This is a genomic window from Paractinoplanes durhamensis (assembly GCF_016862175.1).
In the GTDB taxonomy this organism is placed as follows: domain Bacteria; phylum Actinomycetota; class Actinomycetes; order Mycobacteriales; family Micromonosporaceae; genus Actinoplanes; species Actinoplanes durhamensis.
In genome coordinates this window covers 127,634-152,315 of sequence record NZ_BOML01000019.1, presented here as the reverse complement: position 1 = coordinate 152,315, position 24,682 = coordinate 127,634, and the positions used below count along the sequence as shown (strand labels likewise).

Genomic DNA, 24,682 nt, shown 5'->3' with positions numbered 1-24,682 from the left:
TTTAGGAAGCGACACCTCCGGGGACGATCACGTCGCCCGGGTCCGCAGGGCTGTGCGGACCCGGGCCCGGCCCCGTCGAGTCGCGAATGACCAGTTCGGTCTGCAGGTGTAGGTGTGCGGTGGAACGACGGTCGTCGCCATGCGCGAGGAGCATGTCGACGGCCGCCCGACCCGCGGCGGCGGTGGGTGTCGCTACCGTGGTCAGCTTCGGACGGGTGAGCCGGCTGAGCATGATGTCGTCGATGCCGATGACGCTGACGTCCTCGGGGACACGGGCCCCCGCGGTGAACAGCCCCTCGATGAGGCCGATCGCCATCAGGTCGTTGTAGGCGAGCACGGCGGTGGCGCCGGCCTGCAGAACGTCCTCGGCGACACTCAGGCCGCCGGTCTCGGTGGGCGGGTTGGGCCCGATGACAGTCAGCTCGGCGTGGCCGGCTCGGGCCGTGGCGGTCGCGGAACGCCGGATCTCCCGGCTGGTCCACGAGCCGCGTGGCCCGCTGAGAAGTGCGATGTTGCGATGCCCGCGAGCGGTGAGATGCTCGATGGCGAGCCGGGCGCCCTGGGCCACGTCCATCACGACGGCGGGAATGCCGGTGATCTGGCGGTTCACGACGACCAGCGGGACCTCGCGGCTGAGCTGCTCGATCAGCGTGTTGCTCATCCGCGGGCTGCACAGCAGGACGCCGTCGACCTGTTTGGCCAGAGCACGGACCACCTCTTCCTCGACCGCCGCGTCCTCATTGGTGTCGGCGACGAAGATGTGGTGGTCGTGCTTGCGGGCCTGGCTCTCGGCGGCCTTGATGAGCGGGGGGAAGAACGGGTTGGCGATGTCCGCGACGATCAGGCCGATGTTGTACGTCCGGCCGGTGATCAGTGCGCGGGCGGCCCGGTTGGGCCGGTAACCCAACTGCTCGGCGCAGGCCAGCACGCGGCTGCGGGTGTTCGGGTTGACCAGGTGGGGCGCCGAGAACGTGCGCGACACCGTGGAGATGTGCACGCCGGACGCCCGAGCAACGTCGCGAATGGTGACGGACACGCTCCGGCCTCCTCAGTGGACGTTGTGGCGGCGGTCACTGACGACCACAATTAATGCAAGCGGTTGCACAACTGTCAATGTAGTTGTGTTGCATAAAGATTGCAGACGGGCACCTGAAAGGCTGTCTTAGCCGGGCAAATCCGGACGATAATCGCCGTAGTCATTGACTACAACGCATCGATCCACCTAATTTCGCTGCAAACCTTTGTAGCCGCCTCGGCCGGGAGGACCCATGCCACGAAACGAACGCCGCCGGATCGCCGTGGTCGGTGCCGGCGCCCGCGCCGAGATGTTCGTCCGCGCGATCACCGAGGACCATGCGGAGACCACCGTGCTGGTGGCGCTGGCCGACGTGAACCAGGCCCGGATGGACGCGCACAACCGGTGGCTGACCGCGGCCGGCCACGAGCCGGTCCCCACCTACCCGGCCGCCGAGCTGGCCGCCCTGATCGCCAAGGAACGCGTCGACGAGGTGATCGTGACCAGCATGGACAGCACCCATGCCGGGCACATGGTGACCGCGCTGGACGCCGGCTGCGACGTGATCACCGAGAAGCCGATGACCGTCGACGCCGAGAGCGCCCGGCGGATCCTCGACGCGCAGCAGCGCAGCGGGCGGAAGGTGCAGGTCTCGTTCAACTACCGGTACAACCCGGTGCACGAGATGGTGCGCACCCTGCTGGCCGGCGGCGAGATCGGCGAGATCGGTTCGGTGCACTTCGAGTGGCTGCTCGACATCCGGCACGGCGCCGACTACTTCCGCCGCTGGCACCGCGACAAGGCCAACTCCGGCGGGCTGCTGGTGCACAAGTCCGGCCACCACTTCGACCTGGTCAACTGGTGGCTCGGGGCGGCGCCGACCGAGGTGTACGCGTCCGGCCGGCTCTTCTTCTACGGCGAACACGGGCAGCGGCACGGGTACGCACGCGACTATGAGCGGGTGCATGGCAGTCCCGAGGCGCAGGGTGACCCGTTCGCGCTCGACATGGCGGCCAACCCGCGCCTGCGCGAGCTGTACCTCGATGCCGAGGGCGAGGACGGCTACCTGCGCGACCGCAACGTGTTCGCGCCCGGCGTCACGATCGAGGACGACCTGTCGGTCCTGGTCCGGTACGACACCGGGGCGCGGATGACCTACCACCTCACCGCGTACGCGCCGTGGGAGGGCTACCGGCTCATGGTCAACGGCAGCCGCGGCCGGCTCGAGCTGGAGGTCGTCGAGTCCGACCACGTCAGCCCGACCGCGGCCGGCGAACTCAAGGGTGCCGCCGTGCACGGCACCACCGAGGCACCCGAGCAGGGCGGCGTCACCCTGACGATCCGGCCGTTCTGGGCCCCGCCGTACCGGGTCGAGCTGCAACCGCACACCCGTGAGGGCCACGGCGGCGCCGACCACCGCATGACCGCCGTCCTCCTCGGCGGGCAGACCGACCCGATGAACCGTTCCGCGACCGCCCGCGACGGCGCCCTGGCGCTGCTCACCGGCCTCGCCGCCAACCGCTCCCTGCAGACCGCCGAGCCGGTTCGGGTCTCCGACCTGCTCGACCTGAACTGATCACCGAGGTGACCGTGTCCGACCCGACGTTCGCCATCGACACGCGCCAGGCCGGCATCGCCCGCGAGCTGTATGCCGTCGCGCGCGACCTGCCGCTGCTCTCCCCGCATGGCCATGTCGATCCCCGCCTGCTCGCCGACGACGAGCCGTTCCCCGATCCGGCGCGACTGCTCATCGTGCCCGATCACTACGTGACCCGGATGCTGCTCAGCCAGGGCATCCCGCCGTCCCGGCTCGGCGTGCCGCGGCGCGACGGCGGCCCGGTCGAGACCGACGGCCGCACCATCTGGCGGCTGCTCGCGGAAAATTGGCACCTGTTCCGCGGCACCCCGTCCCGGCTCTGGCTGGAGCAGACGTTCCGCACCGTGTTCGGGGTGGAGACCCGGCTGAGCCGGGAAACCGCCGACGAGGTGTACGACGCGATCGCGGCCAAGCTCGCCGAGCCGGACTTCCGGCCCCGGGCGCTGTTCGAGCGGTTCGGCATCGAGGTGCTGGCCACCACCGAGTCGCCCACCGACGACCTGGCCCAGCACGCCAAGCTGGCCGCCGACGGCTGGGGCGGCCCGGGCGGCCGGGTGATCTCGACGTTCCGGCCGGACAACGTGGTCGACATGGAGCGCCCGGACTGGCGCGGCGCGATCGACACGCTCGGCGAGATCGCCGGCGAGAACACCGGCACCTACCCGGGTTACCTGGCCGCGCTGCGCAGCCGGCGGCAGGCGTTCATCGAGGCCGGCACCACCTGCACCGACCACGGCCACCCCACCGCCCGGACCCTGGCGCTGACCCCGGCCGAGGCGGCCGCCCTCTACGACCGCGGGCTGCACGGCACCGCCACGGCCGAGGATGCCGAGACGTTCCGGGCGCACATGCTGCTCGAGTTCGCCCGGATGTCGCTCGACGACGGGCTGGTCATGCAGATCCACCCGGGGGCGAACCGCAACCACAACCGGCAGCTCTACGCCGAGCACGGCCTCGACGTCGGCGGCGACATCCCGCAGGCCACCGACTACGTGCACGGGTTGCGGCCGCTGCTCGACGCGTACGGGATGGATCCGAAGCTGCGGCTGGTGGTCTACACCCTGGACGAGTACACGTTCAGCCGGGAACTTGCCCCGCTGGCCGGCGGCTACCCCGCGCTCTACCTGGGCGCACCGTGGTGGTTCCTGGACACGCCGGACGCGATGCGCCGGTTCCGGGAGGCGGTCACCGACGCGGCCGGCTTCTACAACACCGCCGGGTTCGTCGACGACACCCGGGCGTTCTGCTCGATCCCGGTGCGGCACGACGTCGCCCGCCGGTCCGACGCCGCCTACCTCGCGTCGCTGGTCGCGCAGGACCGGCTGCCGCTCGACGAGGCCGCCGAGACCATGGCCGACCTGGCCTACCACCTACCGAAGCGGATCTTCCGGCTGGACGGGGCAAAGGCATGACGACGATCACCGGGCTCACCGTCCACGACGTACGGTTCCCGACCGCCGCCGCCGGCGACGGCTCCGACTCGATCAACAAGGGCGACTACTCGGCCACCTACGTCGAGCTGGCCACCGACTCCGGCCACACCGGCACCGGGTTCACCTTCACCAACGGGCGCGGCAACGAGATCACCTGCGCGGCGGTCCGGGCGCTGGCCCACCATGTCGAGGGCCGGACCCTCGAGGAGCTGTTCGCCGAGCCGCTGGCGTTCCTGCGCAGCCTCACCGCCGACGTGCAGCTGCGCTGGCTCGGTCCGGAGAAGGGCGCGCTGCACATGGCCACCGGCGCCATCGTCAACGCGGTCTGGGACCTGCGGGCCAAGATCGACGGCAAGCCGATCTGGCAACTGCTCGCCGAGATGCCGACCGCCGACCTGGTCGCCTGCATCGACTTCCGGCACATCGACGACGCGCTCACCCCGGAGGACGCGGCCGCGATCCTCGACAAGGGCCGGGTCGGGCTCGAGGACCGGCTCGCCCAGCTGCGCAGCGAGGGCTTCCCGTCCTACACGACCAGCGTCGGCTGGCTCGGCTACCCCGACGACAAGGTCCGGGCGCTGACCCGCGAGGCGTACGCGCAGGGCTGGCGGGCGATGAAGATGAAGGTCGGCGGCCCGATCGAGGACGACGTCCGCCGGGCCCGGATCATCCGCGCGGAGATCGGCCCGGACGCGCTGCTGATGATGGACGCCAACCAGATCTGGGGGGTCGGCGAGGCGATCGCCAACATGGCCCGGCTGGCCGAATCCGATCCCTACTGGATCGAGGAACCCACCCACCCCGACGACATCCTCGGGCACGCCGAAATTCAAAAAGCGGTTGCTCCCGTACGCGTGGCAACCGGTGAGGTGGCCGCCAACCGGGTCATCTTCAAGCAGCTGCTGCAGGCCGGCGCGATCGGCGTGATGCAGATCGACGCGTGCCGGGTGGCGGGCGTTCCCGAGGTCCTCGCCGAGCTGCTGCTGGCGGCCAAGTTCGGGGTGCCGGTCTGCCCGCACTCGGGCGGGGTCGGCCTCTGCGAGCTCGTCCAGCACCTGGCGATCTTCGACTACCTGCGGGTGGGCACGTCGCTGGACGGGCGGATGGTCGAGTACGTCGACCACCTGCACGAACACTTCGAGGATCCGGTGCGCACCCGGGACGGCCGCTATCTGGTGCCGGAGAAGCCCGGCTACAGCTCCGACCTCAAGCCCGCCTCGATCGCCGAGTTCTCTTTCCCGGACGGGCCGGTCTGGCGATGAGCGACCGTCTCGGCCTCGGCACCCTCGGCCGCATCCCCGAAGCGAGCCGCCCGCGCATCACCCCCGGCGATGCCGGCGCCGGCATCGTCCACCTCGGCCTCGGCGCGTTCTTCCGGGCCCACCAGGCCGTCTACACCGAGGACGCGATGGCCGCGGGCGGCGGTGACTGGGGCATCGTCGGCGTCGGGCCCCGCTCGGCGAAGGTCATCGACGACCTGCGCGCCCAGGACGGCCTCTACAGCGTCACCACCCTCGCCGCCGAGGGCCGCTCCACCCGGGTGATCGGCGCGATCGCCGGGCTGCGGCACGCGGCCGCCGACCCGGCCGCGGTGGTCGCCCTCCTCGCCGACCCGGCCATCAAGATCGTCACCCTCACCGTGACCGAAAAGGCCTACCGGCTCGACCCGGCCACCGGCCGGCTCCTGCTCGACGACGACCTGCGCGGGGACCTGGAGACCGACCGCGACCCGCGGACGGTTCCCGGCCTGCTCATCCGCGGTCTCGCCGCCCGCCGCCGGGCTGACGGCGGGCCGATCGCCCTGGTCAGCTGCGACAACCTGCCGTCCAACGGGCACCGGTTGCGCGGGCTGGTCGACTACCTGGCCACCGCGACCGGGCACTCCGACTGGGTGGCCGGCAACGTGACCTTCCCCGGCACCATGGTCGACCGGATCGTGCCGGCCAGCACCGCCGAGACCCTGGCCGTGGCGGCCGGCGAGCTCGGCGTCCGCGACGAGGCGGCCGTGCACGGCGAGCCCTACATGCAGTGGGTCATCGAGGACGACTTCCCGGCCGGGCGGCCCGCCTGGGAGCAGGCCGGTGCGGTCCTCGCCGGCGACCCGCGCCCCTGGGAGCTGCTGAAGCTCCGCACGCTGAACGGGGTGCACTCGGCCATCGCCTACCTCGGCGCGGTCGCCGGACGGGAGACGATCTACTCGGCCCTGGAGATCCCCGGCCTGGTCACGGCCATGCGGCGGTTCATCGCCGAGGACATCGCGCCCAGCTTCGACCCGCCGCCCGGTATCACCGTGGTCGAGTACGGCGACCAGGTGCTGCACCGCTTCGCCAACCCGGCCATCGGGCACCGCACCGTCCAGGTCGCCATGGACGGCTCGCAGAAACTCCCCCAGCGGCTGCTGCACGCCATCCTCGACCGGCGCCGGGCCGGCGGGATCCCGCGCTGGGGAGCCCTCGCGGTCGCCGCCTGGATGCGGTACGTGCGGGGCACCACCGACGACGGGCGGCCACTGCCCCTCGACGACCCGCTGGCCGACCGGATCCGGCAGCGGCTCGCCACCGCCGCACCCACCCCGGCCGGCACCGTCGACGCGCTGCTCGGCCTCGACACCGTCTTCGCGCCGGAGCTGGCCGGCGACGAGACGGTCCGGCAGTTGCTCGTCGACTGGCTGACCGAGCTCGACAAACACGGCGTCGAGGCGACCCTGGCCGGTGTCCGATGATCCCCACCATCGCCCTGATCGGGGCGAACGGGCACGGACGGTGGCACCGGCGGCGCATCGCCGAGTTGGAGGCCGCGGGACGCGTACGCCTCAAGGCACTTGCCGACACGCGGCCGCTGGAGGAGGACCCGCCCGTACCCGCCGGGGTCCCGGTTTTCGCCGACCACCGTGACCTGCTCGCCGAGGCCGCCCCCGACGTGGTGGTGATCTGCACCCCGCCGCACACCCACCTGCAGATCGCGCTCGACGCGATCGCCGCCGGCTGCGACCTGCTGCTGGAGAAGCCGCCGGTGGCGTCGCTCGCCGCGCACCGCACCCTCACCGCGGCGCTCGGTTCGTCCGGGCGGGCCTGCCAGGTCGGGTTCCAGGCCCTCGGCTCGGCGGCGTGGCAGCAGTTCCGCGCCGCCCTGCCGGGGCTCGGGCCGATCGGCGGGATCACCGCGACCGCGTCCTGGCAGCGCGACGACGTCTACTACGGACGGTCGCCGTGGGCCGGCCGGCGGGTCGTCGGTGGCCGGCCGGTCATCGACGGCGCCCTGGTCAACCCGCTCGCGCACGCGGTCATGCAGGCCCTCGCCGGGGCGCAGTCGCTCGGCGCGGGCCGGCCGCGGCAGCTGGTCGCCGAGCGGTACCGGGTGCGGCCGATCGAGGTCGAGGACACCGCGTTCGCCCGGATCACGTTCGACGACGGGCTGCAGGTCGTCATCGCGGTCACCCTGGCCGGCGAGGACTTCGTGGCCGGCGAGATCGGGGCGCGCGGGCCGGAGGGGCGGGCGCTGCTGGAATACCCGACCGACCGGCTCGCCCTGCCCGGCGACGACGAGCTGCGCGAGGTGCCCGGGCGCACCGACCTGCTGACCAACCTCCTCGACCACCGGGCGAGCGGGGTGCCGCTGCTGGTGCCGCTGGCCGCGACCGCCGACTTCACCGCCGTGCTGGAGGCGCTGACCGTGCCCGACGTGCCCGAGCCGCACCTGCTCGACGACGGCGTGGTCCGTATCGAGGGCCCGAACCGCACCATCCCCGGCATCAACGACCTGCTGCACAAGGTCGTCGACACCCTTGCCCTGCCGTCCGAGATGGGCGTGCCGTGGGCGGTCCGCCCGCTCGTCCAGCGGCTGCCGGTCACGTAGCGCCGGTTCTGCTTCTGCTTCTGGCAGATGGATCTCGGGCCGCCGATGGTGTCGGGTGGACGTATGAACCCCTACCGTCCGGTGATCACCAACCCGGTGCTGCGCCGGCTGCTGCCGGGGCTCGCCGTGTCGGCGCTCGGGGACGGCATGTCGATCGTCGCGGTGGGCTGGCTGGCGCTCCTGCTGGCCGGCCCCGGGACGCGCGGCACCTGGGTGGCCCTGGCCATGGCCGCGTACACGATGCCCAGCGTGCTCGGCACGTTCTTCTTCGCGCGCCGGCTCGCGCACTGGGACGGGGCGCGACTGGCCGGGTGGGACGCCACGCTGCGCGCCACCGCCCTGGCGGCCATCCCGTTGGCGTATGCGACGGGCGCGCTCACGCCGACTCTCTACGTCGTGCTGCTGGCCTGCTCGTCGCTGCTGCACTCGTGGGGCTCGGCCGGGCGGTACACACTGATCGCCGAGGTGCTGCCGACCGAGCACCACCTGGCCGGCAACGCCCTGATCGGGGCGATCGCCGAGGCGACCGCGGTCGGCGGGCCGCCGCTGGCCGGTTTCCTCGCCGCCGCCGTCGGGCCGGCCTGGGTGATCGCGGCCGACGCGGCCACCTTCGCGGTGCTGGCGATCAGCTACCGGCTCGCGGTGCCGCACACCGTCCGGGCCGCGCCGCCACCGGCCGGAGCCTCCCGGTCGGCCGGCTTCCGGGTGATCCTGCGGCAGCGCCGGCTGGTCGGGCTGCTCGCGCTGAGCTTCGGCTTCTTCTTCCTGTTCGGGCCGGTGTATGTGGCGCTGCCGATCTACGTGGCCGACGACCTGCACGGGTCGGCGGCGCTGCTCGGCTGGTTCTTCACGGCGTTCGCGGCGGGCGCGGTCGGCGGGGCGCTGCTCGCCGGATATCTGCGCCGGCTGCCGTTGTGGCCGGTCACCATCGGGGTGGTCACCACGTTCGGGCTGACCATGGTGCCGATCGGGCTGGGCGCGCCGATGCCGGTGTCGCTGGCGGCGCTCGCGGTCGGCGGGGCGATCTGGGCGCCCTACATGCCGACGTCGATGGCGTTGCTCCAGCGCAGCACCACCAGGTCCAACCGCGCCCAGGTCCTGGCGGCCAACGGCGCCGTGCTGGTGGTGGCGGTGCCGATCGGCACGATCCTCGGCGGCCCGCTGGTCGAGTGGCTCGGGGCGCGGCACGCCCTCCTGCTGTGCGGGCTGGCCATCACCGCCTTCGGCGTCGTGGCCGCGGCCCTGGTGGCACGGGCCAAAGGTCGTTTTAAAGAGATCGATATCGATTCGTTGGCGCCGGAGCCGCAGCTGGAGGGTTAGTCTGCCCGCCATGGTGAGCCGAGCGCGCGCCTTCACCGTCGCCACCGCCTGGATCCTCGCCGGGCTGGCGGCGGGTGTCGTCGCCTTCACCGCGTCGACCGGCGGACTCGGCGACCAGTTCCGCGACACGGTGATCAGCAGCCTGCTGTGGAGCACGATCTTCCTGCCCGGCTGCTTGGTCGTGGCCGGCCTGTGGGTCTACGTGGGCAGCCGCAACGCCCGCTCGGCGGCGTCACTGGGCGGGCAGGCAGCGTTGTTCGGCCTGGCCGCCGCACTGGTCGCGCTGCTCCTGCTGGCGGTCATCGAGCAGTCCCTGGGCACCCCGGCCGCCTGACGCCGCCCCGAGTGTCGGCCGGTCACCCACCCATCACCGTGCGTAGGATTTCGGGGATGCTGACTGTCGACATCGAGGTATCCGCCACGAGCCGGCGGTATGCCCCGGATCATCCGGGGTGGATCAAGCAGCGCTACGAGCTGGCCGCCGGTCTCCGCTCCGGCGTGCCCGGCGCCGAGGTGCGCTCCACGCCGGTGGCCGGCACCAAGGGCGCCGCGGAAGCCGTCGTGGTGGCCCTGGGCTCGGCCGGTGCGTTCACCGCCGCGCTCGGGGCGTTCAAGGCGTGGCTGGGCCGCGACCGCACCCGGACGGTGACGCTGACCTGGCAGCACGACGGCCGGGAGGACCGGGTGACCCTCGACGCCGACAACCTGGATGCGGCGGCGATGCAGGAGTTGACCCGGGGCATGAGCCGAATCCTGTCGGGGGAACCGTGGCAGACCGATACCGAGCGATCCTGATCGGAAACAGCTCGTACCCGGTCGACGAGCACAACCTCCCGCCACTGATCGGTCCGCGCAACGACATCGTGGCCCTGCGCGACGCCCTGCAGGACCCGGGTCAGGGTCTGTTCGGGCCCGGCTCGGTCACGCTCCAGCCGGACGGCTCGATGCAGGAGGTCCTGGTCGGGCTGGACGAGTTCTTCACGACCGCGGGTCGCGACGAGGTGCTGCTGCTCTACTACAGCGGGCACGGGCGGCTGGACGAGTACGGCAATCTCTACCTCTGCACGCGGGATACCCGTGCCGACCGGCTCCGGTCGACCTCGATCAGCTCCCGCGCGGTCGACGGGATCATCGAAGGGTCGGCCGCATCCCGGGTGATCATCATGCTGGACTGCTGCCATAGCGGCGCGTTCAAGGGCGCCGACATGGTGCGCGCGTTCGAGGGCACCGGGCGGTACGTGCTCACCAGCTGCCGCGCGCAGGAGCTGGCCAACGACGCGTCCGCGGAGGACGGCACCAGCCTGTTCACCGGTCAGGTCGTGGCCGGCCTGCGGACCGCGCCGGCGGCCCGCTCCACCGCCGGCCATCTGACCCTGGAGGAGCTGTTCGAGTTCACCCGCAACGGGCTGGCCGAGTTGGGCCGGCAACGGCCGCAGTTCAAGGCGGACGGCGAGGGCGGCCTGGCCATCGCCCGCCGCCGCGCCCGGCCGACGCGGCCGGCCGCCCCGACGCTGCACGTCTCCGAGGTGCGGCTGGATCTGGGCCAGGTCGAGGCCGGCGAGACGTTGCCGGCCGAACGGGTCTACGTGGAGGCGCGGGACAGCGAGGGCGCCCCCGCGCCGTGGACCGTCGAGTGCGACGCCGACTGGATCGCCACGAGCCGGCATATGGAGCCCGAGCGGCTGGAGCTTCTGGTGACGCCGCGAGCCGGGCACTCCCGGGCCAACGTGCACGTCCGCAACGCGGCGACCGGCGAGTCCCGCACCATCCGCCTCCACCTACAGGTCCAGCCCGCACCCGGGCCTTCCCGGCCGCCGGCCGCCGGGCCCGACCTGGTCAAGGCAGCTGAGCTGGCCCAGCGGAAGTTCGCGCAGCAGGCCACCGACCGGAAGAAGGTTGCTCAGCTGGAACACCTGATCACGCTCGGGTGGGCGATCCCGCTCAAGCCCGGGGCCGATCCTGCACCGGAGCTTCCGGCCGGGGCCGTGCAGACGGCCCGCAACCGCAATCCCGGGCCACGCCCCGTCGCGGACACCAGGTCAAGATCAGCGCTGGGAGGCCCCGTGCGCTATATCCGGGACCGGATCGACGGCCTGCCACGGACATTCCGGGCTCGGCGGCCCGGCTCCGGCTATGCACGCGACCAGGCCGACCGCCTGTTCCGGGAAATTGTCGAGGCGATCGACCAGCGCCGGCCGCTTCCGTTCAGTGCCGACGATCTACTGAAGATCAAATTCGCTCGTGAGCCGAACGGCTACATCGAGACCGAGGTGGACGCGGCCCTCAAAAAGACCGCCGACATGCTCCGGCAGCAGGTGATGGTCCAGTACCACGTGAAGTGCACCGCTGACATGAACCACATGATCAGTAGGATCAGCGGCCTGCGGGCTTCGCTCCGACGCTGTCGTTCCGGCGACGGCTACGATCCCGCCGAGGTCGACAACCTCTTCCAGATGATCCTGGACTTCCGGGCCGGGGCCAGCCCACTGCCGATGCCCGTGGAACAACTCGACAGGGTGCACTTCACCGTGGTGCCCGGCGGCTACTCCGAGGCCGAGGTCGGCGCCGCCCTCCAGAAGATCAAGGGCATGCTCCGGTAGATCGGTTACTCCAGGGCGGCCGCGACCTCCTCCCGGGACAGGACGCCGTCGGCCACCAGGACCCGCAGGTGGCGGGTCAGCGGGTCGCCCGGCTTGATCGTGAGCGGGTCGGTGAAGGCCAGGGCGGCGCACACGCCCACGTATTCCGTGGTGCGGACGAACCACCGGTCCGCGTCGGCCAGGCCGCGGAACACCAGCGTGTAGCGGTCGGCCACCACCAAGGCCAGCCACGGGTCGGCGGAGCCGTGCGGCTCGTCCGACGATGCCGTGAAAGCCACCGCCGGGCCCGGAGTCGCCCGCCAGAAGAAGCCGCCGTAGCCCGCGTCGCCGGGGCGGCCGTGGGTGGCCGGGCTCCCCAGGGTCACTTCGGCCGGTCCGGGGGCGCTCAGTGCGTACGCAAAGGAAAGCTCCCATCCGTGTGGCGCGGCAACCGCGGTGATCTCGCGCTGCTCGCGCAGCAGGACCGTGCCGTCCTGGGTGGACCACTCCAGGCTCTCGGTGACGCCGCCGGGGATCGGGGTGGACGTCACCTGGCGGACGCGGCCGTGGTCGTCGAGCCAGACGTAGCCCTCGTCGCGGACGTAGGTGCGGCCGCCCCACAGGTTGTATCCGGACACGTCCGACATGGTCACCGAGGCGCCCATGTGCCAGGGGTGGTCCTCGCACAGGGCATCGGTGACGGCCACGCCGGTCAGCGTGCGGACGGGGTGCAGGTAGGGGCGTGGGGCCAGGCGGATGTCCAGGTCGGGGTCGTCGACGTAGGTGACCACCGGTACGCCGGCCACGCGCAGGGTGGTCATTCGACGGCGGCGCGGTAGCCGGCGAACGCCTCGGCCAGGACCTCGGCGCCGGGGCGGGACCACACGTCGGAGTGGAAGACCTCCACCTCGACCCAGCTCTGGTAGCCGGCGTTGCGGACCGCCGTCGCGAACCTTCGCATGTCGACGCAGCCGGTGCCGGGCAGGCCGCGGCCGAGCAGGACGCCCTCGGGCAGCGGGGTGATCCAGTCGGCCAGCTGGAACGCGGCGATCCGGTTCTCCCGGCCGGCCTGCTCGATGTGCTTCCAGACCTGGTCGTCCCACCACAGGTGGTAGGTGTCGATCACCACACCGACCGCCTCCGCGGGGTGCGGGGCGGCGATCGCCAGGGCCTGGCCGAGGGTGGAGACGACGCAGCGGTCCGAGGCGAACATCGGGTGCAGGGCCTCGATCGCCAGGCGGACGCCGGCCGCCTGGGCGTCGGGGACCAGGGCGCCGATCGCGTCGGCCACGTGCCGGCGGGCGCCGTCGATGTCCCGGGACCTACCGGGCAGGCCGCCGCTGACCAGCACCAGCGTGTCGGTGCCCAGGGTGGCGGCTTCCTCGATGGCGCGGCGGTTGTTGTCGTACCAGTCCTCCTCGTGGAAGAAACCGCTGCGGCACAGCGACGACACGGTGAGGCCGGCGTCGCGGACCAGGAGGGCCGTCTTGTCCAGGCCGTACTCGGCTACCTCCTCGCGCCACAGGCCGACCGCGGGCACGCCGGCGGCCACGCAACCGGCGACGAGTTCGTCCAGCGGCCAGCGTTTGGTGGTGGCCTGGTTGAGCGAGAATCTGGTCATTTGTCGAGTCCAACCGTGGTGAGCCAGGCCTGGGCGCGGGCGGCGGCCAGGTCGGCGTCGGGGAGGATGCCGGCCTCGTCGGCCAGGCGCGCGAGGGTGAGCAGGTGCTGCGGGGAGCGGCCGGCCTGGGCACCGCCGACCATGGTGAAGTGGTCCTGGTGCCCGGCCAGCCAGTTGAGGAACACGATGCCGGTTTTGTAGTGGTAGGTCGGGGCGGCGAAGAGATGCCGGGCCAGCGGCAGGGTCGGCTCCATGATGCGGTCATAGGCCGAAATGTCGCCGGCATCGAGAGCCCGGAGAGCAGCCGCGGCCGGCGGCGCGATCACCGCGAAGACGCCGAGCAGAGCGTCCGAATAGCCCGACAAATCACCCTTTATCAGCGTCGGGTAGTTGAAATCGTCACCCGTGTACATCCGGACACCCGGCGGGAGCGAGCGGCGCATGTCGACTTCCCGCCCAGCGTCCAAAAGGGACATCTTGATCCCGTCCACCTTGGCCGCGTGCTCCGTGATGATCGACAGGACCACCTCGTCGCCGCCCCAATAACCGGCCAGCAGCGGGTCGAACGCCTCCCCCAGCCAGTGCAGCAGCACCGGACCGTCGGCCTGGGACAACAACTCCCCGTAGACCTGCCGGTAGTCGTCGGCACCCCGCGCCGCCGCGGCCAGATGCCGCGAACACATGATCACCGGCTGGGCGCCGGCTTCCTGCACATCGGCCAGCTGTTCGGCGTACGCCTTCCGGATGTCGTCGATCGTCGCCGGCCCGACCGGCAGCTGATCGGTGCCGACACCGGCCACGATCGGCCCGGTCGCCTCGGCCGCGCTGCGCCGGATCAGCTCCCGGGTCGCCGCGTAGTCGAGACCGGCGCCGCGCTGCGCCGTGTCCATCGCCTCGGCCACCCCGAACCCGTGGGACCAGAGGTGATGCCGGAACCGCAGCGTCGCCTCCCAGTCGAGGGCCGCCGGTGCACCGGGGATGTTCTCGGCATGTTGATCGGCGGTGACGGGTGCCGCGGCGTACGCAATCCGGCTGGTGAATTTGCCCTTTGACGAGGCGAAGTCGGCGCCCCGGCCGGAGAACGCGATCATCGGTCCAGCTCCGGGATCTCGATGCGGCGGCCCTCGCGGGACGACTGCAGGCCGAGCGCCGCCACCTGAACGCCGCGGGCGCCCGCCCAGAGGTCACCGGCGTAGGGGGCGTCCTCGGCGACGTAGCGCAGGAACTGCTCCCACTGGGCGCGGAAGCCGTTCGGGAAGATGTCGTTGTCCGGCACTTCCTGCCACTGCGAACGGAACTGCTGGGTGGTCGGCACGTCCGGGTCCCAGACCGGCTTCGGGGTGGCGGCCCGCGGCTGGATGCGGCAGTGGTGCAGGCCCGCGACCGCGCTGCCGTGCGTGCCGTCGACCTGGAACTCGACCAGTTCGTCCCGGTTGACCCGGACCGCCCACGACGAGTTGATCTGGGCGATGATGCCGTTGTCCAGCTCGAAGATGCCGTAGGCGGCGTCGTCGGCGGTGGCCTCGTAGGCCGCGTTGTCCTCGTCCCAGCGCCGGCCGATGTGCGTGACCGCCCGCGCCGTCACCGCCCGGACCGGCCCGAAGACCTGCTCGAGCACGTAATGCCAGTGCGGGAACATGTCGAGCACGATGCCGCCGCCGTCGGCCGCCCGGTAGTTCCAGCTCGGACGCTGCGCGGCCTGCCAGTCACCCTCGAACACCCAGTAGCCGAACTCGCCGCGCACCGACAGCACCTGGCCGAAGAAGCCGGACTCGACCAGGCGGGCCAGCTTGCGCAGCCCGGGCAGGAACAGTTTGTCCTGCACCACGCCGTGCTTCACGCCGGCCGCGTCGGCCAGCCGGGCCAGCTCGACCGCCTGCTCGACGGTCTCGGCCACCGGCTTCTCGGTGTAGATGTGCTTGCCCGCGTCGATCGCCATCTGCAGTGCCTTGACCCGGGCCGAGGTGACCTGGGCGTCGAAGTAGATCTGCACGTCCGGGCGGGCGAGCGCGGCGGTGAGATCGGTGGTCCACTCGGTGAGTCCGTGCCGCTCGGCGATGTCGCGCAGCTTGGCCTCACTGCGGCCGACCAGCACCGGCTCGGGCCAGAGGACCGACCCGTCGCTTAGCGGCAGGCCGCCGTCCTGGCGGATGGCGAGAACCGAGCGGAGCAGGTGCTGACGAAGCCCCATTCGCCCGGTTACGCCGTTGAGAACGATGCCGATGGTCGTCCGGCCCATGCTGGAGGTCCTCCCACGATGGTCTGAACGCTTGAGGTAAGCGCTTTCCTAGACCGTAACGGGCGCGTCACCACCGAGGCAAGAGCGACGACGGTATCCTCCCCGGTCATGGCCACTTTGGCGGATGTCGCTCGCCACGCAGGAGTTTCCACCGCAACCGCATCGAGGATCATCAACGGCAGCTCGAAGCCGGTCGCGGACGCGTTGCGTACGAGAGTGCTGGCCGCCGTGGCCGAACTCAAGTACGTTCCGAACGCGCACGCCCAGATGCTGGCACGATCGCACCGCAGCGCGGTCGGCGTGATCGTGCACGACGTCTCCGATCCTTACTTCGCCGAGATCACCCGGGGCCTCCAGCGGGTCGCCACCGCCGACGGCCGTCTGGTGATCATCTGCAACAGCTTCCGCGAACCGGACCGTGAGCTGGAATACATCGACCTGCTGCACGCCCACCAGGTGGCGGCGATCGTGATCGCCGGCTCCGGCTACCTGGACGACGCGACCGCCGCGCGCCTCGACGATCGGCTGCGGGCCTTCGAGGCGACCGGCGGCCGGATCGCCGTGATCGGCCGCCACGAGCACACCGGCGATGCGGTCCTGCCCGACAACGAGCAGGGCGGCTACCTGGCCGGCGCGCACCTCTTCGACCTGGGCCACACCGAGGTCGCGGTGATCGCCGGCCCGTCCTATCTGACGACGACGTTCGACCGCCTGAAGGGCCTGCAGCGGGCCGCGCGGAAATATGGCTGCAAACTCCCCAAGAAGCGCATCATTCACGCCGACTTCACCCGCGACGGCGGCGAGGACGCGACCGCCCGCCTGCTCACCGAACAGCCCGAGGTGACCGCGATCGCCGCCCTCAACGACTCGATGGCGGTCGGCGCGCTGGCCGCCCTGCGCACCGCGCCCGACCGGCGGCTGGCGGTGATCGGCTTCGACGACATGCCGATCGCCCGCGACGTCACGCCGTCGCTGACGTCGGTCCGCCTCCCGCTCACCGAGCTGGGCGAGCGGGCGATGACGCTTGCGCTGGGTGCGGCCGGCGACGCTCCGCGCGTCGAACACGTCGAGGCCGCGCTCATCATCCGGCAGAGCACATGGTCACTCTGAGCAGCGAATAGTACGACGTAGGGGCCCCGCCGACCGTCGCGCCCCCGCCTGCTCGACACCGAGCAACTCCCACTGCGGAGGCGCTGGCCCCTTGGCACGGCAGCCCGGACCGGCCTCCACCCCGGGCGTGCGGCGCGGGGTGACCGCTCGGCGATTGGGCATTGACTCTGGGCGATGGGTGGCTCTAGCGTCGCCGGGAAAGGCCTTTCCCAAGGAGTTTTTGATGCGCCGACGTAGGTTTCTCGAACTTGCCGGCGGCGGGGCCGCCGGCGCCGTCCTCACTGCCACCGTGTCGTCCCCGGCCTGGGCCGGCACTCCCCCGTTCGCCGTGGTGGCCGGCGACGGCAGCGGTGACTTCGCGACCGTCCAGGCGGCCGTCAACGCCGTTCCGGCCGGGAACACGACGCCGGTCACCATCGCGGTGAAGCCCGGTGTCTATCTCGGGCAGGTCATCATTCCGTCGTCCAGGCCGTTCATCACGCTGGCCGGGCTCGGCGCCACGCCCAGCGCCGTGGTGATCGCCGACGACCGGGCCAACGGCACGCCCAAGCCGGACGGCAGCGGCACCTGGGGCACCTCCGGCAGCGCGTCGGTCACGGTCGACGGCGCCGGGTTCAAGGCTCGCAATCTGACCTTCGCCAACCTGTTCGACGAGGCCGGGCACCCGGAGATCACCTCCAAGCAGGCGGTGGCGATCCTGACCCGGGCGGACAAGATCGAGTTCGACCGGGTGCGGTTCATCGCCAACCAGGACACGCTCTACGTGAACAGCAGCGCCGCGGGTGTGGTCGCCCGGGCGTACTTCCGGGACTGCTATGTCGAGGGCGACGTCGACTTCATCTTCGGCCGGGCTTCCGCCGTCTTCGACGGCTGCCGGATCCACTCGCTCAACCGGGGGTCCACCCCGAACGGGTATGTCACGGCGCCGAGCACCGACATCACCATTCCGTACGGGTTCCTCTTCAGCCGGTGCATGCTCACCTCGGACGCGCCGGCCGGCACCGTGTTCCTCGGCCGGCCGTGGCATCCGAGCAACGACCCGAACGCGATCGGCCAGGCGATCATCCGGGATTCGTGGATCGGTTCGCACATCGGCGCCACCGCCTGGTCGGATTTCGGCACGTGGCCGTGGGCGGACGCCCGCTTCGGCGAGCACCACAACCGCGGGCCCGGCGCGCTGGTCTCGGCCGACCGCCCGCAGCTCACCGCGGACGAGGCGGCCACCTACACGGTCGCCGCGTTTCTCCGCGGTTCGGACGGTTGGCGGCCGCAGTCCTGCCGGTAATATGCGTACCAGCTTCGCATCTTTCCGCGGCAACGGCCGGTCCGCCACCCGGCCACACCGCGGAACACGGCCGTAGCCTACGGCTGAAATAGGCATACTGGTTTTACATCTTTCAGCCGAACAGTCGGTGGTTTCCGGGCCCCGGTGATTCCACACTGTCGCGGTGATGAATCAGACACCGATCTGGCAACCGCCGCGAAGGCGGACCTTCTGGGCGCGGCTCTCGCCGTTCCAACGGGTCGGCCTGATCGGCGCGGCCGTGCTCCTGCCCTGCTGCGGCGGTCTCGCCGCGATCGGGGCGCTGTCCGGCTCGCCGAAGACCTACACCACCACCGACGTACCGGTCGCCGAGCAGGTGGCCGGCACCCCGGACGCGCTGCTGGAACCGTCGAGCGACGCGGCGAACCCCGACGCGACCGGGGCACCAAAAGCTACCGAGGCCACCCCGGCGCCGACGGCCGGCACCGTCCCGGCGAGCAACCCCGGCCGGGCAACGACGAAGACCGTCACGGTCACCACGGCGATCGCGTTCGCCACCAGGACCGTCGACGACGACAGCCTCGCGAAGGGCAAGACCAAGGTACGGACGAAGGGCGTCGCCGGCGTGCGCACGCTCACCTACCGGGTGACCCTGACCGGCGGCAAGGAGACCGGCCGCAAGCTGATCAGCGACGCCGTCACCAAGAAGCCGGTGACGAAGGTGGTCGCGGTCGGCACGAAAGCGGCGGCGGCGAACGACGGCTGCGACCCCCATTACGACCCGTGCGTCCCGATCGCCAGCGACGTCGACTGCGCGGGCGGCAGCGGGAACGGCCCGGCCTACGTGGACGGCCCGATCCGGGTGATCGGCGACGACCCGTACGACCTGGACCGCGACGGTGACGGCATCGCCTGCGACAGGTGACGGAGGTGCGCGCGATGGACCCCGACGAAGAGACCGAACCGGTGAGTCCGGTTTCGGTGAGCCTGCGGATGCTGGTCGACGACGAGCCCGCCGCCTTCGAGCACGGCCGGCTGCCGTCGCTGGTGTGGCGGGACTCCGGCGGCTGGCAGAACGATCGCCCGGCCCGGTTCACGCGCGCACTCCGCAACGTCTGGCGCCGCGTTTGAACCTGCCCGCCGAGCGGGCACATCCTGCCGCAGCCGGCGGATGGGGAGGCGACAGGTGCAGGCACAGGACTACGTGGTGGCGATCATCTTCGGTGCGCTGATCGGCGTGGTGGCCCGGATCCTGCTTCCGGGCAAGCAACGCATCGGCGTGATCCTGACCGTCCTGATCGGCATGGGCGCGGCGGTCGCCGGCACATGGGCCGCCGACCGCTGGGACTGGCACAGCAGCCACCACGTCGAGGTGACCGGCCGCACCTTCGACTGGCTGGTGGTGGCCGTCCAGGTCGGCATCGCGGTGGTCGGCGTGGCCCTCGCGGCAACGCTGGCCCGCGCGTTCTCCACCGACCGCGACGACGACTAGACCTCCCGAATCCACTCCAGGGCCGGCACCGCGGTCGGCGGGAGAACCGAGATGTGCCCTTCGCCGTCGGCGAGGCGTAGCGACGACCCGGGGATGTGGGCGGCCAGCCAGGAGCTGTGCGCGGCCGGAACGACCAGGTCGCCGGCGCCGTGCACCAGCAGGGTCCGGGCCGCGATGACGGCCGGGTCGAAGCCCCACGGGTTGACGTAGCTCAGGTCGTCGTCGATCAGCGGGGCCGGGCCGGCGGCCAGGGCCGGCTCGACGACGCTGCCGAACCACCCCCACTCCCCCTCCAGGGCCGCCCAGTCAGCCGGAAGGAAGTCGGGTTCGCCGCCGGCGTGCGCCTCCTTGGCCGCCCGCCCCGCAGCGGCCGCGCGCAACCCGGCCACCCCCGCCGCCCCCATCCCGCCGAACCAGTCGAGCCCGGCCGCGTCGAACGGCGCCAGCCCGGAGATCGAAACGGCGGCCGTGACCCGGCCGGGCAGGAGGGCGGCGCAGGCCAGCGCGCACGGCCCACCACCGGAATGGCCGAGAACGGCGAACGAGCCCACGCCGAACACATCGGCAACGGCGGCCGCGTCGGCGGCGACGGACGCGATGTCCCGGCCGGGCAACGGTGTCGACCCGCCGTAGCCGGGCCGGTCGTACGAGATGAACCGGATGCCGAGCCGATCGGCGGCGGCGAAGAGCGGCACCGGCGGCGACCCGATGTTCGGCGTGCCGTGATGCCACATGACGACCAGGTCGCCGTCACCCCGGGAGTAGGCGTGCAGGTTCCGCCCGTCGGCCGTGCGCACATCAGCTTCGATCACCTGGGCAGCGTACGGGCGCGACCCTCCTACCATCGGCCCATGCCGCGGTGGGAGGTCCCGTACGAGTCTCCCGACCGCACCCTGATCCGCTACGTGTTCGCCCTGCTCTTCTCGATCGGTGTCCTGGCCCCGCTGTGCGCCCTCACCTTCAGCGACAAACAGTCGTGGGTCACCTGGGTCGTCGGCCCGCTCCTGGTCGCCACCACCATCACGCTGGTCTGGCGGATCGTCCTGGTCGGTGTCTGGATCGGCGATCGGGGCGTGAAGATCAGCATGATCGTCCGGACGAGGGTGGTGCCGTGGCCGGAGTTGGACCGGGTCTGGCTCGCCCCGGCCACCGGCTTCGACGCCCTGGCCCTGTGGATCTCGGTCCGCAACGGCCCGGACATCGAGACCGCGATCTGGCGCGCCAATTCCCCGGCGGTTCACCGCAACCGGGCGAAACTCGAACAACCCGAGCTGTCCGCGCTGATGGAGCGGCTGCGAGCCGAGGCGCAGCGGCATTCCTCGTAGGATCGCCGACCGTGGACTTCGACACCGAGCTGAGTCGACGCCCGCGCCTGGCTGGTCACCGCGCACCGCCCGACGACCTGAGCCGGGCCCGCAGCGCCCGCCGCGCGATCGGCCCGAGATCGTCGACCACCTCGGCGACGACAGCGAGCTGTTCGAGGGCGGCGAACGCCCCGCGCGCCCCGTCCGGATCGACCCCGTCGTAGAGCTCGAGCCCGACGAACGCGGCCGACACGGCGACCGCCAGGCCGGCCGGATCGGCAAGATCGCTCAGCGGCGACTTGACCAGCACCCGCCGCAGGACGGCCTCGATCTCGGCGGTCCACAGGGCGAGGGCCGCCGCGGTCGGCCCGGCCAGTTTCTCGTCGTTCTGCGCGCCGGCCATCAGCTGGGCGAGGACTGTCACATTGCCTTCGGCTTTCTCCCGCTCATGCAGATCACGGCCGACGTCGAGGAGCTCCCGCAGGGTCTTGACCGAAGCGAACCGCGACCGATAGAGGTCCACGCGGGCGGTGGCCTCGGTCTGGCAGGCGGCCGAGAGGAGCTCGTCGACGGTGCCGAAGTGGTAGAAGATCAGCGCCTGGTTGACGCCGGCCGCGGCCGCGATCGAGCGGGCCGAGGTGCCGGCGATGCCGTGCTCGCGGATCGCGGTCAGGCTGCCGGCGATGAGTTTCTCGCGGGTGCCGCTCATCCGCGCGGGTTCTCCCGCAGCGGCCGGACCGCGGCCGGGACCGGGGTGCCGCCCGGCACGTAGGCCGCGGTGAAACTTCCGTGGTAGCCGAAGAGCGGCCCGAAGCGCCGATTGGTGACAGTCACCTGGATATGAAACCCGTCGTCCCACCACTCGCGCACCTCCGCCTCGCCGGAGATCGTCGCCGGGCAGCCGATCCCGCCCCGGAACGTCTGCCGCCCGCTGCGAATCAGCAGGCCACCGGCGCGATCGACGCTCACGTCGAGGTCGACGGCCAGGTGCTGGGTGGTGCCGAGGTAGTCGATCACCACGTCCCGCTCGGGGTGGTAGACCATGGTCGCGTCGAAGCGCCGGCGCCGATGTGGGCGTACCTGGAAGGTCCGCACGAAGGTGAGCGTCGGCCGGCCGTAGGTGTCCGGGTAGGCGTAGTTCTCGATGGTGAACGGCACGCCGGTGCCGGTCTCCGGGAACAGCACGTGCCGCAGCGTGCCGAGGTGCAGGAACGGCGCGGTGAACGCCGCCCCGCGCCACACCCGGTCCATCACGCCGGTGCCGATGCAGCCCTGGTCCCGCTCGCCGTCGACGCCGAAGCGCCGCTGCAGCTGCGGGTGCAGCCGGTCGAAGTCGTCACGCAGGGCATGTTCGAAGACCGAGGTCATCGCGGGTCGTCCTTTCCGGGACGCCGCCGGCACCGTCGTGCCGCGGGCGTGTGCGGGTGCGGGGGTACGCCGAGGGCCAGGCCCGCCGCGATCAGGACGACCAGCGGCCGCCCGTCGAGGACGACGGCGAGGGTGACGACCGCGGCGCGCAGCAGGAGCTCGACGATCGCGTGCAGGCGGGCGCGCTCCGGGGTGATGCCGTGCTCGAGCCACAGCCGGAGACGGTCGAACGACCAGGCCGTGGCCCAGCCGAAGACCGGCCCGAAGGCGAGATCGACCAGCCGCCCGGCGACACCCCAGCGCGTGCGGTAGGCGTACCCGGTAAGGAAGCGCACCCCGCCCGGAACCGGAACATAGCGCCAGTAGCCGGACCCCTCCCGGATGGCCGATCGGGGGTCGGCGGAGCCGAACCGCAGCGCCGAGGTGGCCCCGCCGTCCGCGCGTTGCCGCTCCCCCGTGTGCACTCCGTAACCGGCGATCTCGACGCCGGGCAGCACCGCGGTGGCGTAGGTGAACTCGGCCGGCACGGTGCCGGGAACCGGATCGATGCGGCCGAACCGTGCGTCCCAGCGCGGATGCTGCCGGTGATCCTGGGTCGCGGCCCAGACCCGGTCCAGCGGCGCGGCAATGATCGTCTCCACGTAAATCCTGGCCATGACCCCTCCCCGGTCGATTTGAGCGACTGCTCAAACGTAGCGGGTTTTGAGCGATCGCTCAAGAGCAGGGGTGGTGTTATCCCCACCCAAGGACGGGAAGCCGGCACCATCGAGGCGGGCACCGCGACCGCCGTGACCGCCGGCTCGGTGCGCCTGCCGATGCCCCGGTTCCGCCTGTTCAGCGCGCTGGCGAGTGCGGCTTGGGCGGCGTACGCCATCGGTCTTGGTCGTCTCGGAGGCGCGACCTTCGCGCACTCGCCGCTGCTCGGCGCGGGTTTCGGCCTGGCCCTGGGCATGATCATGACGGCGGTCTACGCCGCCGGCCGAAAGCCGGCCCGCGAGCTGGAGACCGCGGGCCGGAACTGAGATCAGACGGTGGCGCTCACGTACTGCTTGCCGGCCATGTTGACCACCCGGACCGACGCCACCTGGGTCGGATCGATCAGGGCGCTGCCGTTCAGGGTGGTGCCGTTGGCCTCGCCGGCCGCCGAGACCAGCCAGCTGCCGGCCAGGATCGGCTCGCCGTCCTTGCTGACCACCTCGAGCCGGCAGCGTTCGCCGGCTGGGATGCCGGCGACGGTCGCGCTGACCCGCACCCAGCCGGACGCCGGGATGACGGTCGCGTTGATCTGCGCGCCGGTGCCCCCGTCGACCGCGTTCACCACCTTGGTGCCGGCCGGAACCGAGGACGCGGTGGCCTGGGCCTGCGGGGTTCCGGTCGGCGCCGTACCCCGCCCGAGCAGGACCCCGCCGCCGATCGCCACCGCGACCACCGCGGCCGCGGCCGTCGTCAGGACGGCCAGGCGGCGCAGCCGGCCACCGCTGGACTCCTGCCGGACCTGGCGCAGGGTGCGCTGCAACAGCAGGTCGGCGTCCTCCGGCGGGCCGTCGAGCAGCATCTCGTCCGGGATGTCACGCAACGCCGTCGACCACTCCTGCAGCGACTCGATCTCGTCGCGGCACTCGGCACACGTCGCCAGATGCTCGTCGGCCCGGCGCTTCTCGTCGGGGGTGAGCATCTCCATCAGGTATCCGGCCATGTCGACGTGGTCGTTGGTCGGGTTGACTCTCTCCGGCGTACTCATGATGCCAACCGTTCTCTGCCGCCGGCCTCTCTCAGGGCCCGCAACGCATAGTAGGACCGGGACTTCACCGTTCCCGGCGGGATGCCGAGAACCTCGGCTGCCTCGCTGACCGTGCTGCCCCGCAGGTAGACCTGCTCGAGCACGGCCCGGTGCTCGTCGGAGAGGGTGCTGAGCGCGTCCACCACCACCATCGAGTTCACCACCCGATCGGCGTGATCGCCCTCCACCGCGGCATCCGGCGGGCTTTCCCGCACCTCCGGTGGCCGCCGGTTCCGGGCGCGGATCTGATCCAGAACGATGTTGCGGACGACCGTGAGCAGCCATCCCCGTACCGATCCCTTACCGCTGTCCAGACTGTCCGGGTGCCGCCAGGCACGCACCAGCGCCTCCTGGACGACGTCCTCGGCGGCGGCCCGGTCCCGGGTCAGCTGCGTCGCGTAGGCGAGCATGGCCCGTCCGTGCTCCTGGAACAACGATCTGACCAGTGCCTCATCGGCCACCTCCCGGCGTGGTCTGCTGCTCGACGGCATCGCGTCTCTCTTGTTCCGCGGCACTCCGTGGCGCCGCTCCGGTCCGGGGTCTGCCGCCCGAGCCGAAGGCGACATCGACGAACGTACTGTGCCGCGGCTACCACAGATACGTCCAGGTAGCCCACCCGGATCAAAGATCTTGGCAAAGTGGCACGTGCGGGTGAACCACCCTTGCGCCCCCGTCGTGTGGATGACACGCGAACAGGAGCGAGGG

At 71.6% G+C, this 24,682-nt stretch carries 27 protein-coding genes; 16 read left to right on the top strand and 11 right to left on the bottom strand.

All coding sequences use genetic code 11. The annotated features are described in order from the left end of the window. Nucleotide 1: 1 nt before the first annotated feature. Nucleotides 2–1,036 carry a LacI family DNA-binding transcriptional regulator gene (locus Adu01nite_RS10450; protein ID WP_203726383.1) on the bottom strand — a complete coding sequence of 345 codons (1,035 nt, stop codon included), beginning with the start codon at nt 1,034–1,036 and terminating at the stop codon, nt 2–4. A 232-nt stretch (nt 1,037–1,268) separates the two neighbouring features. Between Adu01nite_RS10450 and Adu01nite_RS10445 the strand changes: the two genes are divergently transcribed. The 9 genes from Adu01nite_RS10445 to Adu01nite_RS10405 all read left to right on the top strand — a co-directional run bounded on the left by Adu01nite_RS10445 (nt 1,269) and on the right by Adu01nite_RS10405 (nt 11,820). Then, nucleotides 1,269–2,591, top strand: a complete 1,323-nt coding sequence (locus Adu01nite_RS10445) for a Gfo/Idh/MocA family protein (RefSeq protein ID WP_203726382.1) — start codon at nt 1,269–1,271, stop codon at nt 2,589–2,591. Nucleotides 2,592–2,599: 8 nt separating this feature from the next. After that, nucleotides 2,600–4,024 (top strand): glucuronate isomerase, encoded by a 1,425-nt coding sequence (gene uxaC / locus Adu01nite_RS10440; protein WP_203726381.1) that lies wholly within the window; start codon nt 2,600–2,602, stop codon nt 4,022–4,024. After that, on the top strand, nt 4,021–5,307 hold the full coding sequence (locus Adu01nite_RS10435; RefSeq protein WP_203726380.1) for an enolase C-terminal domain-like protein: 1,287 nt from the start codon (nt 4,021–4,023) through the stop codon (nt 5,305–5,307). Before uxaC ends, Adu01nite_RS10435 begins: the two co-directional genes overlap by 4 nt. Beyond that, nucleotides 5,304–6,767, top strand: coding sequence for a mannitol dehydrogenase family protein (locus Adu01nite_RS10430; RefSeq protein WP_203726379.1), 1,464 nt, complete (start codon nt 5,304–5,306; stop codon nt 6,765–6,767). The genes Adu01nite_RS10435 and Adu01nite_RS10430 overlap by 4 nt, the downstream gene beginning before the upstream one ends. Continuing rightward, nucleotides 6,764–7,900: a Gfo/Idh/MocA family protein gene (locus Adu01nite_RS10425; RefSeq protein ID WP_203726378.1), complete on the top strand. Its 1,137-nt coding sequence runs from the start codon at nt 6,764–6,766 to the stop codon at nt 7,898–7,900. Before Adu01nite_RS10430 ends, Adu01nite_RS10425 begins: the two co-directional genes overlap by 4 nt. Before the next feature lie 63 nt (nt 7,901–7,963). After that, nucleotides 7,964–9,220, top strand: coding sequence for an MFS transporter (locus tag Adu01nite_RS10420; protein WP_239132280.1), 1,257 nt, complete (start codon nt 7,964–7,966; stop codon nt 9,218–9,220). Nucleotides 9,221–9,230: 10 nt separating this feature from the next. Further along, the gene (locus Adu01nite_RS10415) at nt 9,231–9,554 is read left to right on the top strand and encodes a hypothetical protein (protein WP_203726376.1); all 324 of its coding nucleotides are present in this window, start codon (nt 9,231–9,233) and stop codon (nt 9,552–9,554) included. A gap of 56 nt (nt 9,555–9,610) precedes the next feature. Next, nucleotides 9,611–10,015 carry an effector-associated constant component EACC1 gene (locus Adu01nite_RS10410; RefSeq protein ID WP_203726375.1) on the top strand — a complete coding sequence of 135 codons (405 nt, stop codon included), beginning with the start codon at nt 9,611–9,613 and terminating at the stop codon, nt 10,013–10,015. Further along, nucleotides 9,988–11,820, top strand: coding sequence for a caspase, EACC1-associated type (locus Adu01nite_RS10405; RefSeq protein WP_203726374.1), 1,833 nt, complete (start codon nt 9,988–9,990; stop codon nt 11,818–11,820). The genes Adu01nite_RS10410 and Adu01nite_RS10405 overlap by 28 nt, the downstream gene beginning before the upstream one ends. 5 nt (nt 11,821–11,825) lie before the next feature. Here Adu01nite_RS10405 and Adu01nite_RS10400 read toward each other — a convergent pair whose 3' ends face one another. Genes Adu01nite_RS10400 through Adu01nite_RS10385 form a run of 4 tightly spaced genes read right to left on the bottom strand, consistent with a single transcriptional unit; the run spans nt 11,826 to nt 15,659 of the window. Continuing rightward, nucleotides 11,826–12,620 carry a DUF6807 domain-containing protein gene (locus tag Adu01nite_RS10400; RefSeq protein WP_203726373.1) on the bottom strand — a complete coding sequence of 265 codons (795 nt, stop codon included), beginning with the start codon at nt 12,618–12,620 and terminating at the stop codon, nt 11,826–11,828. Beyond that, entirely contained in the window at nt 12,617–13,420 is an 804-nt protein-coding gene (locus Adu01nite_RS10395; RefSeq protein WP_203726372.1) for a sugar phosphate isomerase/epimerase family protein, read from the bottom strand. The genes Adu01nite_RS10400 and Adu01nite_RS10395 overlap by 4 nt, the downstream gene beginning before the upstream one ends. After that, a complete protein-coding gene (locus Adu01nite_RS10390) occupies nt 13,417–14,511 on the bottom strand; it encodes a DUF993 family protein (protein WP_203726371.1) in 1,095 nt (364 codons plus the stop codon). The genes Adu01nite_RS10395 and Adu01nite_RS10390 overlap by 4 nt, the downstream gene beginning before the upstream one ends. After that, a complete protein-coding gene (locus Adu01nite_RS10385) occupies nt 14,508–15,659 on the bottom strand; it encodes a Gfo/Idh/MocA family protein (RefSeq protein WP_203726370.1) in 1,152 nt (383 codons plus the stop codon). Before Adu01nite_RS10385 ends, Adu01nite_RS10390 begins: the two co-directional genes overlap by 4 nt. A 108-nt stretch (nt 15,660–15,767) precedes the next feature. Here Adu01nite_RS10385 and Adu01nite_RS10380 point away from each other — a divergent pair, with 108 nt between their 5' ends. The 5 genes from Adu01nite_RS10380 to Adu01nite_RS10360 all read left to right on the top strand — a co-directional run bounded on the left by Adu01nite_RS10380 (nt 15,768) and on the right by Adu01nite_RS10360 (nt 19,525). Beyond that, nucleotides 15,768–16,769 carry a LacI family DNA-binding transcriptional regulator gene (locus Adu01nite_RS10380; RefSeq protein WP_203726369.1) on the top strand — a complete coding sequence of 334 codons (1,002 nt, stop codon included), beginning with the start codon at nt 15,768–15,770 and terminating at the stop codon, nt 16,767–16,769. Between the two features lie 223 nt (nt 16,770–16,992). Next, complete coding sequence (locus tag Adu01nite_RS10375; protein WP_203726368.1) at nt 16,993–18,054, top strand: pectinesterase family protein; 1,062 nt, start codon at nt 16,993–16,995, stop codon at nt 18,052–18,054. A gap of 166 nt (nt 18,055–18,220) precedes the next feature. Continuing rightward, a complete protein-coding gene (locus tag Adu01nite_RS10370) occupies nt 18,221–18,958 on the top strand; it encodes a G5 domain-containing protein (protein WP_203726367.1) in 738 nt (245 codons plus the stop codon). Nucleotides 18,959–18,972: 14 nt separating this feature from the next. Next, nucleotides 18,973–19,164 (top strand): hypothetical protein, encoded by a 192-nt coding sequence (locus tag Adu01nite_RS10365; RefSeq protein WP_203726366.1) that lies wholly within the window; start codon nt 18,973–18,975, stop codon nt 19,162–19,164. Between the two features lie 55 nt (nt 19,165–19,219). Next, on the top strand, nt 19,220–19,525 hold the full coding sequence (locus Adu01nite_RS10360; RefSeq protein ID WP_239132279.1) for a GlsB/YeaQ/YmgE family stress response membrane protein: 306 nt from the start codon (nt 19,220–19,222) through the stop codon (nt 19,523–19,525). Here Adu01nite_RS10360 and Adu01nite_RS10355 read toward each other — a convergent pair. Further along, nucleotides 19,522–20,337 carry an alpha/beta fold hydrolase gene (locus tag Adu01nite_RS10355; protein ID WP_203726365.1) on the bottom strand — a complete coding sequence of 272 codons (816 nt, stop codon included), beginning with the start codon at nt 20,335–20,337 and terminating at the stop codon, nt 19,522–19,524. The genes Adu01nite_RS10360 and Adu01nite_RS10355 overlap by 4 nt on opposite strands. A 39-nt stretch (nt 20,338–20,376) precedes the next feature. Here Adu01nite_RS10355 and Adu01nite_RS10350 point away from each other — a divergent pair, with 39 nt between their 5' ends. Beyond that, nucleotides 20,377–20,850, top strand: a complete 474-nt coding sequence (locus Adu01nite_RS10350; protein WP_203726364.1) for a hypothetical protein — start codon at nt 20,377–20,379, stop codon at nt 20,848–20,850. A 55-nt stretch (nt 20,851–20,905) separates the two neighbouring features. Here the strand turns inward: Adu01nite_RS10350 and Adu01nite_RS10345 are convergent, their stop codons facing one another. Genes Adu01nite_RS10345 through Adu01nite_RS10335 form a run of 3 tightly spaced genes read right to left on the bottom strand, consistent with a single transcriptional unit; the run spans nt 20,906 to nt 22,853 of the window. After that, nucleotides 20,906–21,538, bottom strand: coding sequence for a TetR/AcrR family transcriptional regulator (locus Adu01nite_RS10345; RefSeq protein WP_203726363.1), 633 nt, complete (start codon nt 21,536–21,538; stop codon nt 20,906–20,908). Beyond that, complete coding sequence (locus Adu01nite_RS10340) at nt 21,535–22,197, bottom strand: DUF4166 domain-containing protein (RefSeq protein ID WP_203726362.1); 663 nt, start codon at nt 22,195–22,197, stop codon at nt 21,535–21,537. The genes Adu01nite_RS10345 and Adu01nite_RS10340 overlap by 4 nt, the downstream gene beginning before the upstream one ends. Further along, nucleotides 22,194–22,853: an SRPBCC family protein gene (locus Adu01nite_RS10335; RefSeq protein ID WP_203726361.1), complete on the bottom strand. Its 660-nt coding sequence runs from the start codon at nt 22,851–22,853 to the stop codon at nt 22,194–22,196. Before Adu01nite_RS10335 ends, Adu01nite_RS10340 begins: the two co-directional genes overlap by 4 nt. Before the next feature lie 132 nt (nt 22,854–22,985). On the opposite strand from Adu01nite_RS10335, the gene Adu01nite_RS10330 reads away from it, so the two are divergent. Continuing rightward, nucleotides 22,986–23,219 carry a hypothetical protein gene (locus Adu01nite_RS10330; protein ID WP_203726360.1) on the top strand — a complete coding sequence of 78 codons (234 nt, stop codon included), beginning with the start codon at nt 22,986–22,988 and terminating at the stop codon, nt 23,217–23,219. Nucleotides 23,220–23,221: 2 nt separating this feature from the next. Here the strand turns inward: Adu01nite_RS10330 and Adu01nite_RS10325 are convergent, their stop codons facing one another. Continuing rightward, nucleotides 23,222–23,938 carry an anti-sigma factor family protein gene (locus Adu01nite_RS10325; RefSeq protein WP_203726359.1) on the bottom strand — a complete coding sequence of 239 codons (717 nt, stop codon included), beginning with the start codon at nt 23,936–23,938 and terminating at the stop codon, nt 23,222–23,224. Then, nucleotides 23,935–24,468: a sigma-70 family RNA polymerase sigma factor gene (locus tag Adu01nite_RS10320; protein ID WP_203726358.1), complete on the bottom strand. Its 534-nt coding sequence runs from the start codon at nt 24,466–24,468 to the stop codon at nt 23,935–23,937. Before Adu01nite_RS10320 ends, Adu01nite_RS10325 begins: the two co-directional genes overlap by 4 nt. Between the last annotated feature and the right edge of the window lie 214 nt (nt 24,469–24,682).

Excerpts from the sequence above, each read along its gene's own strand:
- Adu01nite_RS10350 (WP_203726364.1), top strand. The coding sequence starts at position 20,377 with ATGCCGCGGTGGGAGGTCCCGTACGAGTCTCCCGACCGCACCCTGATC.
- Adu01nite_RS10320 (WP_203726358.1), bottom strand. The coding sequence starts at position 24,468 with ATGCCGTCGAGCAGCAGACCACGCCGGGAGGTGGCCGATGAGGCACTG.
- Adu01nite_RS10390 (WP_203726371.1), bottom strand. The coding sequence starts at position 14,511 with ATGATCGCGTTCTCCGGCCGGGGCGCCGACTTCGCCTCGTCAAAGGGC.
- Adu01nite_RS10325 (WP_203726359.1), bottom strand. The coding sequence starts at position 23,938 with ATGAGTACGCCGGAGAGAGTCAACCCGACCAACGACCACGTCGACATG.
- Adu01nite_RS10335 (WP_203726361.1), bottom strand. The coding sequence starts at position 22,853 with ATGGCCAGGATTTACGTGGAGACGATCATTGCCGCGCCGCTGGACCGG.
- Adu01nite_RS10375 (WP_203726368.1), top strand. The coding sequence starts at position 16,993 with ATGCGCCGACGTAGGTTTCTCGAACTTGCCGGCGGCGGGGCCGCCGGC.
- Adu01nite_RS10340 (WP_203726362.1), bottom strand. The coding sequence starts at position 22,197 with ATGACCTCGGTCTTCGAACATGCCCTGCGTGACGACTTCGACCGGCTG.
- Adu01nite_RS10385 (WP_203726370.1), bottom strand. The coding sequence starts at position 15,659 with ATGGGCCGGACGACCATCGGCATCGTTCTCAACGGCGTAACCGGGCGA.
- Adu01nite_RS10420 (WP_239132280.1), top strand. The coding sequence starts at position 7,964 with ATGAACCCCTACCGTCCGGTGATCACCAACCCGGTGCTGCGCCGGCTG.
- Adu01nite_RS10380 (WP_203726369.1), top strand. The coding sequence starts at position 15,768 with ATGGCCACTTTGGCGGATGTCGCTCGCCACGCAGGAGTTTCCACCGCA.
- Adu01nite_RS10370 (WP_203726367.1), top strand. The coding sequence starts at position 18,221 with ATGAATCAGACACCGATCTGGCAACCGCCGCGAAGGCGGACCTTCTGG.
- Adu01nite_RS10415 (WP_203726376.1), top strand. The coding sequence starts at position 9,231 with ATGGTGAGCCGAGCGCGCGCCTTCACCGTCGCCACCGCCTGGATCCTC.
- Adu01nite_RS10435 (WP_203726380.1), top strand. The coding sequence starts at position 4,021 with ATGACGACGATCACCGGGCTCACCGTCCACGACGTACGGTTCCCGACC.
- Adu01nite_RS10425 (WP_203726378.1), top strand. The coding sequence starts at position 6,764 with ATGATCCCCACCATCGCCCTGATCGGGGCGAACGGGCACGGACGGTGG.
- Adu01nite_RS10365 (WP_203726366.1), top strand. The coding sequence starts at position 18,973 with ATGGACCCCGACGAAGAGACCGAACCGGTGAGTCCGGTTTCGGTGAGC.
- Adu01nite_RS10445 (WP_203726382.1), top strand. The coding sequence starts at position 1,269 with ATGCCACGAAACGAACGCCGCCGGATCGCCGTGGTCGGTGCCGGCGCC.
- Adu01nite_RS10410 (WP_203726375.1), top strand. The coding sequence starts at position 9,611 with ATGCTGACTGTCGACATCGAGGTATCCGCCACGAGCCGGCGGTATGCC.
- Adu01nite_RS10345 (WP_203726363.1), bottom strand. The coding sequence starts at position 21,538 with ATGAGCGGCACCCGCGAGAAACTCATCGCCGGCAGCCTGACCGCGATC.
- Adu01nite_RS10430 (WP_203726379.1), top strand. The coding sequence starts at position 5,304 with ATGAGCGACCGTCTCGGCCTCGGCACCCTCGGCCGCATCCCCGAAGCG.
- Adu01nite_RS10400 (WP_203726373.1), bottom strand. The coding sequence starts at position 12,620 with ATGACCACCCTGCGCGTGGCCGGCGTACCGGTGGTCACCTACGTCGAC.
- Adu01nite_RS10395 (WP_203726372.1), bottom strand. The coding sequence starts at position 13,420 with ATGACCAGATTCTCGCTCAACCAGGCCACCACCAAACGCTGGCCGCTG.